Genomic DNA, 12,485 nt, shown 5'->3' with positions numbered 1-12,485 from the left:
GGATTTTAGGCCAAATCCAAAAGTTTAGATTTTTTGAACCCATTCTAAGGCATTTTTCGCCTTTAGGCGTTCTGTGATACCCTGTGCCTGCTTCATCTGTTCTACAAGTCTTTCAAAGCGTTTCTCCGCCTGTTTATCGACATCCGCAAGATAATCATTCAACTTGCCACTTGTGAGTAGCGTGGCGTAAAGCGCCCTCTTATGTTCCTGTAAATATCGCTTGTGTCGCTGCCCCCATAAACCGATAGGCTTGTATTCTTTTTCGGTTGGTAAAGTAAGACAAGGAATATAATAATCTCCTTGTAGTTCATACCAAAGACCATTGCTTTCATCATAAATGTACTTATCCATTAAAAAATCCTCCGTTATAATATATTCGCACATACATCACATTTCCCCGATTGCCACACTTTGTTATATCTTATTATGAGATTTTCTTGCCCTTGATTTTGCCCTTATAAGCAGTCAGGGAAAGAGTAAACTTGTGTGAAATCATATAAAGGGATAAGGCGAACACATTGCGATAAACCCTTTATTTTCAAGGCTTTTGGAGGATTTTATTGATAACCTATGGAGAGCAATAATCACTCATAATTTTATGGTTTTCAAATTCCGATTGTGATTTGATGATTTTTCTGTTAAACATTAGCTGTTATATTTTATTAATAGCCCCGCCTCTTTGCTTCGCTAATCAAATGCGGTTGGATATCAGGATATGTCCATCTTTCCGGCAATCCGTCCATTATGGTGATTTTCTCAATTTCACTATGTAACTCTGTTTCAAAACATTTGATATTGGCAAAGAACAACATCCCAAAAGATTCATCTCCCTGGTGCAGATTATCATGTGCTGTAACGGAATATACGCAGACAGGTTCCATATCAAATTCCAAAGCGCCTGTTTCCTCATACAATTCCCGTTTTGCTGTATCTATTATATTTTCCTGACTCTCCCGATGACCTCCGGGTACTTCCCATGTATCTCTGTCTTTATGTTTGCAAAAAATGTACTTATTCTGCGTTTTGGATATTATTACTGCAAATTTAAGCAATTCGTCCTCTATGCGTTCATAAAATTTTACTTCTGTCATTTTAGTTATCCCTCCATTTTTATCCTTAATTCATCCCGGTCTGTTACCGTTAAAATATTTTTGCCCGATTCAGGTTTTGCTTTGCGAAATAAAAGTCACGTCGTTTCCCCTGCCATGCTATATCCATTGAATAAATGCTGTTTTATCGTCACTGTTGTACCCTGCCTTTCTGTAAAAATCCAATGTACTTTTTTTCTCAAAGCCTGTGAGCAACATCATTTTATAGCAGTTTTCTTTTATGGCAATCTCTTTTGCGTAATCTAAGCACTGCGTTGCCAGTCCTCTTTTTCTGAACTTTTCATCAGTTATCACATTTTCAATAAAAGCATACGGCTGCTGGTTGTGCGTCGGGTTGGGAATGATGACGCAGACACAGGAAGATACGATTTCCCCATTTTCTTCAGCGACAATCACATGATGATTTTTAAATAACTATAGAATATCTCCTCACACAAAAACAGGGAAACCTGATAAAATCAAGGTTTCCCATACTTTTAACCAATGCGGAAGATGGGACTTGAACCCACACGAGCATACACCCACAAGATCCTTAGTCTTGCCTGTCTGCCAATTCCAGCACTTCCGCATTTCCGACGACCCATATATAGTAACAAATTTCGTCGAAAATGTCAAGGGTATTTTCCTGTTTTATACATATTTTTTTTCAAATTCTTCCGAACGCATAGGCTTGTCAAAGTAAAATCCCTGTATCATCTGTATCTGCATGTTTTTCAGAATTTCATACTGTCGCTGGTATTCCACTCCTTCCACACACACATTCATGCCAATCACTGCGGCAAGCTCGCAGACAATCCGCACAAAAGCATCGGCAAACTCATCTCTTCCAAGATCTTCGATAAAACAGCGGTCTATTTTTATCACATCCACGGGCATTTCCCGTATATGGTTCAGGGAACTGTAGCCTGTGCCGAAATCGTCCAGCGCCACCCGCACCCCAAGCTCCTTAATCTGCTTCAGAATGGTTTTCATTCTGGTCATATCATTAATCGCAAGGCTTTCCGTTACTTCCAGTGTGAGATTGGCGGGATTCAGTCCTGTTTCCTCCAGTACCTCCCGCACCCGATCCACCATATCGTTTCTCAGAAGCTGTACCACAGACAGATTGACATTGACTTTATATTCCGGATGGCCGGCGTCATTCCACTTTTTACAGTGATGGCAGGCCTGCAGCAGCACATGATCTCCAATGGGGTTAATCAGCCCAAGATATTCTGCCAGAGGAATAAATTCCGCCGGAGAAATAAATCCCAGCTTTTCACAGTTCCAGCGTATCAGCGCTTCCGCTCCCATACAGGGATTGCCCGGCTTCGACACGTCCACAATGGGCTGGTAAAACACCTCGAATTCATGGCAGGCATTCATGGTGGCGTTCCTCATATTCTTTTCCAGATCCAGACGCTTGAAAGAAACACCGTCCGCCTCTTCATTATAAAATTCATAGCGGTTCTTTCCTGCTTTTTTTGCCTCAAGCAGCGCCAGATCCGCTTTCTTAATCAACTCCTGTACCGTATCTCCATCCGACGGAAACCGGGCGATTCCCATACTCATGGTACAGTAGTAATCGGCTCCCTTCAAAAACCAGGGTTTCTCAAAAATCTCCCGGATATCTTCCAGAATCCTGTCCAGCATGGAAAATTTTTTATCTGTAACAATAATAATAAATTCATCGCCGCCCATGCGGTAACAGGTGCTTTCGATACCGGAAATCCGCTGCAGGCTATGGGAAATTGCCCGCAGCAGCACATCTCCGTACTGGTGTCCCAGACCGTCGTTGATGTGTTTGAAATCGTCCAGATCCATATACATCAGGGCGCCTTCCCCACCGTTTTCCCTGGTCAGGCTTATCTGGGCTTCCAGGTCCTTTTCACAGCGCATTCTGTTGTACAGTCCTGTGAGGAAATCATTATTTGCCTGCTTTTCAATCTTCTGCTGATACCGCTTTGTCTCGGTAATATCGTATACCGTATACAAATCCACCAGTTTCTGATCCACCCACCGGATTTCCCGCCGATGCACATCAAACCAGCGGTCATCTTCCTCTATGTACAGTTCACCGCTGCTTTCCTGCTGTTCTTTGTCCAGGGCCTGAGCCAGCAGCAGCTTCACGGTTTTTCCGTCCAGCCTGCCTCCGAAAAATCCGCAGAACTTTTCATTGGCAAACAGCAGTTTTTCTTCTGTGGAGCAAACGCAGATTCCGCACCCCATGTTATTTAAAATTTCAACCCCGGACATATATACGCCCATATCTCCTGCTTCCTGCTGCAAATGCCCTGCCGGGCCTGTGTGTTTTCCATCCATACTCATAACCTGTCACAATTCCTTTTCCCAATAATAAACAGACTGTAAATCCCTTTCTCATCCATACTGTATTCCTGCAGCAGAATAAATTCTTTTCTGAGACGAAGCTGCTTTTTCACATAATTCTTCTCATTGGAATACAGAATGATCCTGCCCTGCTCCGTCAGCACCTCCTTTGCTTTTGCAAAAAAATCCCCGTAAAACAAATCATGTTCTTCTCTGGTCCTGCGGCCTCTGTCCGGCATGTTGGTTATAATTTCATCGAACAGATAGTCATGCTGAAATGCAAAAAAATCCCGCTGGATAAAATTGACGGTTTTTCCGGCCAGAGCTGTATTTTCCCTGGCTCCGTCAATGGCTTCTCCAAAAATATCAATGCCATACATCACCCTTGCCGGACACAGCCTGTCCCGCTCAATGAGCATGGTTCCCACTCCGCAGAAAGGATCTAAAATCTGAGCCCGCTCCCTCAGATAAGGCTCTGCAAGATGCGCAATCAATGCCGCCTGCTCCGGCCGGATGGAGGCGGCCACGGTCCGCTTCCGATAGGCAAACCGATTTTCGCCAAAGGTATAGAGTTTCACCAGCGGCAGGAAAGTTCCGTCTTTACGCTCTGTCAGCCGGATTTCCACTTCGTAATCAGAGGTGGAATTATAAAGCCTGCGGCCTGTTTCCCGCTCCAGGGCAAAGGCACATTTCCCGGCAAAATCACTTCGTTTATCCAGAGGCATTCTGCTGTGAACACCCAGCCGGAAATAATAGCTGTCCTCCGCTTTATGGGCTCTGTCTAACAGCTCCATCAGATCAGACTGTGCCAGCGCTCTGGCTGCCTGTCCGGGATCCGGTTCCACTTTCCCGATATTCAAAGGAAACAAAAGTTCTCCATAGGTGGGAATTTTTAAAATGGGACGGATATGGCTGGTAATTACCCGCACGCCGCTTTTCAAAATGGTTATTTTCCCGCCGTGCACCTGAGATGCCGTTATTTTCTGATATTGTTTTCCGGTGGTCAGAATCAGTTCGTATGTCTCATCGTATCCCCGAAATCTGTGTTTCTGACGGCTCTGCCCCGTATGCAGCAGATTTCTGAGGACTTTCAGTTCTTCCCGGATATGCTTTTCTTCTTCCTCTTTGGGTTTATAATGTTCCAGACTGTTCAGGCGTTCTTCCAGTCCGGCTCTGCAGGAACTGATATCCAGCTCCGAAAGGGCGGAAAGATAACTGCTCTTTACAAACAGTTTTTGTTCTTTCCCGTATGTCTCATACAAAGGAGCGACAAACTCATTCTGTTTCAGCCTTCCTAATACCACTGCCGCATTTCCCCGGACTTTCGCGTCCTCGTGGCACAGCAAATCCAGCAGAACTGTGTAATCCCCCTTCAGGATTTCCAAAAGCTCCTGTCTGGACTCTTCCTGCTTCAGCTCCTGTTTCAGGGCAATCAGATCTTTTCTCAGATTCCCTCCCGTTTTCAGGCTTTCATATTGTTCCTTTACCATATGGCTCTCCTGTTCCTGGAAATTCTTATGGCTTTATTGTACTGTATTATCCTGTTTTTGGCAATAGGCGGAAACTCTGAGTTACCGAATTGTTCCCGGCCCTGCAGATACCTGCTTCCAACGGAAAACCAGTCTGAGCCTGTCCCGATATTTCTCAGAGACAGGCTCAGATCAGTTTCTATTCCTCCGGTTCCGTTCCATATGTATCCAGATAGTCCTGTACATCTTTCCTGAAACCTTCCCAGGCATCTTCGTTCTTTACATAATAAATGGGGCATTCCTTTCCGGTCACGTCATAATGACGAATTACATCCTCCACGGGAAGATTGAATTTCCCGCAAAGCCAGGCAGTCAGCGCTACCAGCGAGTCATAGGTCTCCTGAGTAAACTGTCCCGTCTCATCTTTGTGGCAGCACTCGATAGATAAGGTATCTCCGTTGCGGTCATTGGAGGCATAGGAAATCTCCGTGCTGGGAATGCACTGAACAATTTCCCCTTCCAGCCCTACCACAAAATGGCTGCTGGCCTTGGTTTTCTGAGTGTCTTTCAGACTCTCAAAATAGCTGCGGTTCTGAATGGCTGTGGTGCCCGGATTGGCAGTATAATGAATCACAATCCCCTTTATTTCCTCCAGTGCTGTCTGAGGCCTGGAATAGGGATTGGGTGTTAAAAGTTCCACCTGATAATCCGGCGTCTGGGCAATGACTTTCTGCTGAAACCCTTTTTCTTCTTTTTCCTTCTTATCCTCTGCTTCTACTTTCTGTGCCTTCACTTCACCAGGATTTTCATCCTTTTGGAAAATTCTTGTAATCCCAAACAGAATCAGAAATACTCCCAGACAGAGGATCACTCCTCTTTTGATAAGCTGTATGGTTCTGCGGCGTTTTCTGCGGCGTTTTCTGGCTAAGTATGCTTCTCTCCTTCTTCTCTCTTCACTGGTCACTGTAATCTCTCCGCTCTTTTTGTAAATTCTGCAATACATGCCTGTGTATGATCAGCATGTAACTCTTCCTGTGTTCTTTCCCTAGTATACACCCTTTTTCCCTGAAAAGAATTAACTTTCTTTAAATTTTTTGTAAGAAAAAAGTAAGAAGATTCCTGCTGTGCGCCGCTGTCCCATGATTTTAAAGCCTGGTAAAGAACCGCGGCAGGAAGCGTTATCCGCAAATTGCCAGGCCTGGCCGGCCGGTACCATACAGTCAGGACAGCCCTGCAAAATACTGCTCCACCGTCTGAAGGGTTTCATTCAGCAGTTCCTCCGTATGTGCCAGTGACAGAAACATGGCTTCAAACTGAGAAGGGGCCAGGTAAATTCCATGCTCCAGCATATAATTACAGTAGTCCGCAAAAGCCCTGGTATCAGAGGTTTTTGCACTCTCGTAATTCGTCACTTCCTGCTCTGTAAAATACAGGCAGCCCAGCGAGCCCACATGGTTCACCCGGTAAGGCAGTCCTCTGTCCTTAAGAATTTCCTGCATTTTTCCATAAAAACTGTCTGCTTTTTCATGCAGAGAAGTATAATATTCCGGATGATTTTTTAAAATGGTAAGCTGTGCAATACCTGCCGCCATGGCAACGGGATTGCCGCTTAAAGTGCCTGCCTGATAAACACCGCCGGAGGGAGCCACCATCTCCATGATTTCCCTTTTTCCGCCATAGGCACCCACCGGCATTCCGCCGCCGATGATTTTTCCGAAAGTGGTAAGATCCGGCGTTACATGGTAATACCCCTGAGCGCCGTCAATGCCAAGGCGGAATCCGGTAATTACCTCATCAAAAATCAGCAGTGCGCCATACTGGCTGCAAAGGCTGCGCAGTCCTTCCAGAAAACCGGGCAGAGGCGGTACCACGCCCATATTGGCCGCCACCGGTTCCACAATAACCGCGGCTATTTCTTCTCCGCACCGCTCAAAATGTTCTTTTACGCTGTCCAGGCTGTTATAATCCGCTGACAGGGTATCCTGGGTACAGCCCACAGGTACGCCCATACTGTCCGGTATCCCTGAGGTCATGGCTCCAGAACCTGCTTTTACCAAAAGCCCGTCAGAGTGTCCGTGATAACACCCGGTAAATTTTATAATCTTGTTCCGTCCGGTATAACCTCTTGCCAGACGGATGGCGCTCATCACCGCTTCCGTGCCGGAATTGACCATCCGTACCATTTCCACGGAGGGAATCAGCCCGCATACCAGCTCTGCCATTTCCACTTCCGCAGCGGTGGCCGCTCCAAAACTCAGGCCCCGCCTGCAAGCCTCTGCCACACGCTCTAACACCTCCTGGCTGCCATGCCCCAGAATCATGGGGCCCCAGGAACCAATAAAGTCAACGTAGCGATTCTCGTCCTCATCATAAAGATACGGGCCCTGGGCTTCTTTGATAAAACGGGGTGTGGTTCCCACTGAACCAAAGGCACGCACCGGAGAATTCACCCCTCCTGGCATTACCTTTACTGCTCTCTGAAATAATTCTTCTGATTTCGTCATTTTTGCTCCTTTTCCACTATTGCTGTGAGACAATATTACCCGATGATTCCCTCATCCATGCATTTTGCCAGCTCTTTCGCAAAATATGTGATGTAAATATCTGTTCCTGCCCGAAAGGCACTGACTGCCATTTCGCACATAATACTGGTTTCGTCTATAAATCCTGCTTTTGCAGTGGTTTTTACCATGGCGTATTCACCGCTGACGGAATAGGCGGCAATCGGAAGATTCGTTCTGTCCTTCACTTCCCGGATTAAATCACCGTAAGCCATGGCAGGCTTTACCATCAGTATGTCGGCGCCTTCCCCCACATCCAGCATAGCTTCTTTCAGCGCTTCCCTGCGGTTATGAAAGTCCATCTGATAAGATTTGCGGTCGCCAAAAGCCGGCGCAGAATCTGCCGCATCCCGGAATGGCCCGTAAAAAGAAGAAGCAAATTTTACCGCATAAGACATAATGGGAGTATTGACATACCCGTTTTCATCCAGTTTCCTGCGGATTGCCGCCACACGCCCGTCCATCATGTCAGAAGGGGCCACCATATCCGCCCCGGCCTGTACCTGGGAAAGGGCTGTCCGGGCCAGGTATTCCAGTGTCCGGTCATTGTCCACTTCCTGCCCATGAAGGATTCCGCAATGTCCGTGAGAAGTATATTCACACATACATACATCCCCTATCAGATACAAATCCGGGCAGACTTCTTTCGCTTTGCGAAACCCTTTCTGAACAATTCCGTCCTCTGCAAAGGCTCCGCTTCCCATTTCGTCTTTTTCACCGGGTATTCCGAACAGCATCACACTGGTCACTCCTGCGTCCAGAAGTTCTGTGAGCTTTTCCTCCATCCGGTCCACACTGTAACGATACTGTCCTGCCATAGAAGGAATTTCTTCCTTCAGGTTGGTTCCCTCCATAACAAACATGGGATATACCAGAGATGATTTATCCATTCTGGTCTCCCGCACCATTTTCCGCAGTACACTGCTTCCCCGCAGCCGCCTGGGACGATTGAGTAATTCCATTTTCGCTGTCCTCCCGATTTCTCTGATTTTGTACTTTCTGTGATTCTATGCTTTCTTTTATCTTTTCTTTCCTTTATTTTTTCTTTCTTTTATCTTTTCTTTCTTTTATCCTGTATTCTTTCCTACCTTTTTGGAGTTTCACCTTCTTCTATCTGTCTGGCCACTTCCTCCGTGATGGCCGCACCCAGATAATTTCTGCCGGGCTCTTGTTTTGCGGCATATTCCTGCCGGACATTTTCCATGGATATCCTGATTTCCTCCCGCAATTCTCTGGCAGAAATCAGGCTGCAGCCCTGCCCCCGGATAATAATCTGTTCCAGGCCATCGGAGGTTACCACCGTTACCCGGTACTTTCCGGCATTTTCATGGGCAAATTTCTCAATATACTGGTCTGCAGTTTCCGCTTCTTTCGTAAACACCACATGGATGTTGTGATAGTCCAGAAGTTCTGTCTTATGGCGCTGCACCCGGTAAGCGTCGAACACCACAATCAGGCTGCAGTTTCTTATTCCCTGGTAATTAGAAAGAATATCCAGAAGTTTCCCCCTTGCTCCGTCCACATTGTCCTCTGCCAGTTCTTTCAGATCTTCCCAGGCAAAAATCACATTGTAACCGTCCACCAGCATGTACTCCTCCCTGGATTCCGGCTGCCGGTAAGTACGGCCTCTGGAAGGAATGTGCTCGGAAGATGTGATTTTTTTTCTGTGAAACCCCTTTCGCCCCGTCTGTTTTTCCCGCCTGTTGGCGTTTAACGTACGGGAAAGGATAGCCTCCACTTCATCTTCTCCAATCCAGGCTTCCTCCTGAAACTTTTCCTGACCTGATTCCGTCTCCTGAAATTCCGTCAAAAGCCCTTCCTGCTGATTCCCGGACTCTGGAAAAACCGGGCTTTCCACATGCATATACTCCTTCACCTGATCCCATTTTACCAGAAATCCGGCTCCATGGGCGCAGAATACGGAATCCGGAGAATTCTCCAGATCTCCTTCCGGGTCATAGCCGGTCTGTTCCGCAATTTCCTGCTGATTGCGGCAGGGTTCATAACCTTTCAGCGCGCAGGACAGCCTTCCGTTCCCTCTGGTATAGGAAATCACTTCCCGCTGATAATCCCCCATGGCTGCCACCGGAACACTTCCCGTAATCACTGCCATTTTATCCTGCTGCAAAGGCGACTCAAAGGTTCCGTGCATCCGCTCCAGATCTGTCATGGCCCGTCCCACCATGGCTTCCGGCACTTCCAGCCGAAACTGATAATAAGGCTCCAGCAGCACCGTTTCCCCTTCCATCAGTCCCTGACGCACCGCCCGGTAAGTGGCCTGGCGGAAATCTCCGCCTTCTGTATGTTTCAGATGTGCCCGCCCCGTTACAAGAGTGATTTTCAAATCGGTAACTGGTGAACCTGTCAGCACGCCGCGATGCTCCTTTTCGGCCAGATGGGTCAGAATCAGCCGCTGCCAGTTTCTGTCCAGCACATCTTCGCTGCAGCAGGTGTCAAACACCAGTCCGCTTCCCGGCTCACCGGGCTCTAACAGCAGATGTACTTCCGCATAATGGCGGAGGGGTTCATAATGGCCCACGCCTTCCACCGGACGGGCAATGGTCTCTTTGTACAGAATCTTCCCGGTACCAAACGAAATTTCCACTCCAAACCGTTCTTTCACCAGACTTTTTAATATTTCAAGCTGCACTTCTCCCATAATCTGTACCTGAATTTCCTGCAGCCGCTCTTCCCATACAATATGCAGTTCCGGTTCTTCTTCCTGCAGCTGATACAGCTTCGGCAGCATGGCAGACACCTCGCATTCCGGCGGCAGAATCAGCTGATACGTCAGAACCGGAGTCAGAAGCGGAAGTGCCGCATCCGGCTCTTTTCCCAGTCCGGTTCCTGGACTGGTATTACTCAGCCCGGTCACTGCACAGATCATTCCGGCTTCTGCTTCCGGAACCGTCTCATATTTTTCTCCGGAATAAATGCGTATCTGGCTGACTTTCTCCTGTTTCTCAGTCAGCGGGGTTCTGACCTGGAGTTTTCCCCCTGTGACTTTCAGATAAGTAAGCCGGTTTCCCTGACTGTCTCTTGCAATTTTAAATATTTTTGCACCGAATGCTTCCGGATATTCCGGTTCACGGGTATACTGCTCCAGCCCTTCCAGAAATTCTTCAATACCTGTCATTTTCAGGGCAGACCCAAAAAAACAGGGGAAAATATTTCCTTCTGCAATCAGGGTTCTGATCTGTTCTGTCTTAAGCCTGTCATGTTTCAGAAAATATTCCAGCGCCTGTTCCTCGCACATGGCGCAGTTCTCATAAAATTCCTCTGTGTCTGTCTGTGTAAAATCCAGGCAGTTCCCGTTCAGTTCTGTCTGAATCTGTTTAAGCAGCATTGCTCTGTCTGTCCCCGGCTGGTCCATTTTGTTGACAAACAAAAAGACCGGAATCCGGTACTTTTTCAACAGTCTCCACAGGGTACGGGTATGGCCCTGTATACCGTCCGCTCCGCTGATAACCAGAATGCCATAATCCATAACCTGCAGAGTACGCTCCATCTCCGCCGAAAAATCCACATGTCCCGGTGTATCCAGCAGCATTATTACCGTATGTTCTGTCTGCAATACTGCCTGTTTGGAAAATATGGTGATTCCTCTGGCCCGTTCCACTTCAAAGGTATCCAGAAAGGCGTCTCCCCTGTCCACCCGGCCCATTTTGCGGATAGCGCCCCCTGTATACAGCAGTGCCTCAGACAACGTGGTTTTTCCTGCATCCACATGGGCCAGCAGGCCCACATTAATATGTTTTTTCTGCTTATACGGCTTATTTTCAGATGTTTCAGCCATCGAAAATGCCCCTTTCCGTACTGTAATTTCATTATTATAGCACAGAAAGGGGCAGAAGTCGAGTTCTTCATCCGTGGTCTTCCCGGACTCCTGCTTCTTCGATTTACATTCGTTGCTGATACAGACGTTTCCTGCCTCAGCGTTCACACACCATATAGAGCAGTGCATTTACAATGGCTGCCGCCACGTTGCTGCCTCCTTTTCTTCCCCTGGCCACAATATGGGGCACAGGAAGTTCCAGAATCATTTCCTTTGCCTGCACCACATTCACAAATCCCACCGGGGCACCGATAATCAGCTCCGGTTTCAGTCTTCCTTCCTGTACCAGTTCATAAATCCGCACCAGCGCAGTGGGGGCATTTCCCACTGCCAGAATCAGGGGCCGGTTCAGGGATGCCGCCTTGTCCACGCTGGCCGCCGCGCGGGTGGTACCCTGGATTCTGGCCTGCTCTGCCACATCTTCATCTGAAATAAAATTATAGCTTTCCATGCCAAGCTGCTGCAGCGCCCTCTTATTGATCCCTGCTCTGGCCATCTGAGTATCGGTGACAATACAGGCTTTTTTCTGAAAGGCTTCTCTGACAGCCTCCAGTACATTGGGTGAAAACACCAGGTTATCGGCGTAATCGAAATCTGCTGTGGTATGTATCACACGTTTGATAATGGGCGCGTACGCTTCCTCCAGTTTACGGTTTCCCAGTTCCTCTGTAATTATCTCAAAGCTGCGTGCCTCAATCTCCTGAGGCAGCACCCGTTCCAGTTCTGTTTTCATAAATCTTCTCCTTCCTGACTTTTCAGCAGTTTCTGAATGTCTGCTGTCACCTGAGCGGCTTTCCTGTGATTGACGCCTCCTGCAGTAATTCCCACGGTAATTTCTCCTTCTCTGGCAATGCCTGGAAAATAAAAATCACATTTTTCCTTATCAGAAGCCACATTTACCAGGATTCCCTTATGGCGGCATTCCCGGTAAATCATGTCGTTGACGTTTTTATCATCCGTGGCTGCCAGAACCATATCCGCCTCCTGCAGTTCTCCCGGCCGGAACGTCCTGTATTCCAGTGTAAGGTTTGCCTCCCGTTCTGCCAGTTCTTTTAAATCCTCAGAAATTTCCGGGGCCGTAACACATATCCTGGCTCCGAATTCCAGTAAAACTGATATCCTTCTTCCGGCAATGGTTCCGCCGCCGAATACCTGTACCTGCTTTCCTTCCATATTGATAAATATTGGAAAATATGCTCCCATA

The 12,485-nt window shown here is 47.4% G+C and carries 10 protein-coding genes, 1 tRNA gene and 1 pseudogene; all 12 read right to left on the bottom strand.

Features of this window, described 5'->3' with window-relative positions:
* Window positions 1–24: 24 nt before the first annotated feature.
* Window positions 25–351, bottom strand: coding sequence for a TnpV protein (locus C805_RS11890; protein ID WP_016214096.1), 327 nt, complete (start codon window positions 349–351; stop codon window positions 25–27).
* A 311-nt stretch (window positions 352–662) separates the two neighbouring features.
* A complete protein-coding gene (locus C805_RS11885; RefSeq protein WP_016214095.1) occupies window positions 663–1,091 on the bottom strand; it encodes an NUDIX hydrolase in 429 nt (142 codons plus the stop codon).
* A 117-nt stretch (window positions 1,092–1,208) separates the two neighbouring features.
* A pseudogene (locus tag C805_RS0104805) lies at window positions 1,209–1,517 on the bottom strand (GNAT family N-acetyltransferase); the annotation flags it as partial.
* Between the two features lie 76 nt (window positions 1,518–1,593).
* A tRNA-Leu gene (locus C805_RS11880) sits at window positions 1,594–1,677 on the bottom strand.
* A 62-nt stretch (window positions 1,678–1,739) separates the two neighbouring features.
* A complete protein-coding gene (locus C805_RS11875) occupies window positions 1,740–3,416 on the bottom strand; it encodes a sensor domain-containing protein (RefSeq protein ID WP_016214094.1) in 1,677 nt (558 codons plus the stop codon).
* Window positions 3,413–4,906 (bottom strand): methyltransferase, encoded by a 1,494-nt coding sequence (locus tag C805_RS11870; RefSeq protein WP_016214093.1) that lies wholly within the window; start codon window positions 4,904–4,906, stop codon window positions 3,413–3,415. Before C805_RS11870 ends, C805_RS11875 begins: the two co-directional genes overlap by 4 nt.
* Window positions 4,907–5,084: 178 nt before the next feature.
* Complete coding sequence (locus C805_RS11865; protein WP_016214092.1) at window positions 5,085–5,849, bottom strand: peptidoglycan recognition protein family protein; 765 nt, start codon at window positions 5,847–5,849, stop codon at window positions 5,085–5,087.
* Between the two features lie 256 nt (window positions 5,850–6,105).
* Complete coding sequence (hemL, locus tag C805_RS11860) at window positions 6,106–7,389, bottom strand: glutamate-1-semialdehyde 2,1-aminomutase (RefSeq protein WP_016214091.1); 1,284 nt, start codon at window positions 7,387–7,389, stop codon at window positions 6,106–6,108.
* Window positions 7,390–7,424: 35 nt separating this feature from the next.
* On the bottom strand, window positions 7,425–8,408 hold the full coding sequence (hemB, locus tag C805_RS11855) for a porphobilinogen synthase (protein WP_016214090.1): 984 nt from the start codon (window positions 8,406–8,408) through the stop codon (window positions 7,425–7,427).
* A gap of 122 nt (window positions 8,409–8,530) precedes the next feature.
* Window positions 8,531–11,242: a translation factor GTPase family protein gene (locus C805_RS11850; protein WP_031200974.1), complete on the bottom strand. Its 2,712-nt coding sequence runs from the start codon at window positions 11,240–11,242 to the stop codon at window positions 8,531–8,533.
* Between the two features lie 136 nt (window positions 11,243–11,378).
* Window positions 11,379–12,014 carry a precorrin-8X methylmutase gene (locus C805_RS11845; RefSeq protein WP_016214088.1) on the bottom strand — a complete coding sequence of 212 codons (636 nt, stop codon included), beginning with the start codon at window positions 12,012–12,014 and terminating at the stop codon, window positions 11,379–11,381.
* Complete coding sequence (locus C805_RS11840; protein ID WP_016214087.1) at window positions 12,011–12,484, bottom strand: precorrin-2 dehydrogenase/sirohydrochlorin ferrochelatase family protein; 474 nt, start codon at window positions 12,482–12,484, stop codon at window positions 12,011–12,013. The genes C805_RS11845 and C805_RS11840 overlap by 4 nt, the downstream gene beginning before the upstream one ends.
* Window position 12,485 lies beyond the last annotated feature (1 nt).

This window comes from Eubacterium sp. 14-2 (assembly GCF_000403845.2).
GTDB lineage: Bacteria > Bacillota > Clostridia > Lachnospirales > Lachnospiraceae > Petralouisia.
The sequence above is the reverse complement of the archived record's forward strand: the minus strand, read 5'-3'. Positions and strand labels throughout refer to the sequence as shown.

What these genes read in the sequence shown, in the direction of transcription:
- C805_RS11890 (WP_016214096.1), bottom strand. Translation starts at nt 351, where the DNA reads ATGGATAAGTACATTTATGATGAAAGCAATGGTCTTTGGTATGAACTA.
- C805_RS11885 (WP_016214095.1), bottom strand. Translation starts at nt 1,091, where the DNA reads ATGACAGAAGTAAAATTTTATGAACGCATAGAGGACGAATTGCTTAAA.
- C805_RS11875 (WP_016214094.1), bottom strand. Translation starts at nt 3,416, where the DNA reads ATGAGTATGGATGGAAAACACACAGGCCCGGCAGGGCATTTGCAGCAG.
- C805_RS11870 (WP_016214093.1), bottom strand. Translation starts at nt 4,906, where the DNA reads ATGGTAAAGGAACAATATGAAAGCCTGAAAACGGGAGGGAATCTGAGA.
- hemL (WP_016214091.1), bottom strand. Translation starts at nt 7,389, where the DNA reads ATGACGAAATCAGAAGAATTATTTCAGAGAGCAGTAAAGGTAATGCCA.
- hemB (WP_016214090.1), bottom strand. Translation starts at nt 8,408, where the DNA reads ATGGAATTACTCAATCGTCCCAGGCGGCTGCGGGGAAGCAGTGTACTG.
- C805_RS11850 (WP_031200974.1), bottom strand. Translation starts at nt 11,242, where the DNA reads ATGGCTGAAACATCTGAAAATAAGCCGTATAAGCAGAAAAAACATATT.
- C805_RS11845 (WP_016214088.1), bottom strand. Translation starts at nt 12,014, where the DNA reads ATGAAAACAGAACTGGAACGGGTGCTGCCTCAGGAGATTGAGGCACGC.
- C805_RS11840 (WP_016214087.1), bottom strand. Translation starts at nt 12,484, where the DNA reads ATGGGAGCATATTTTCCAATATTTATCAATATGGAAGGAAAGCAGGTA.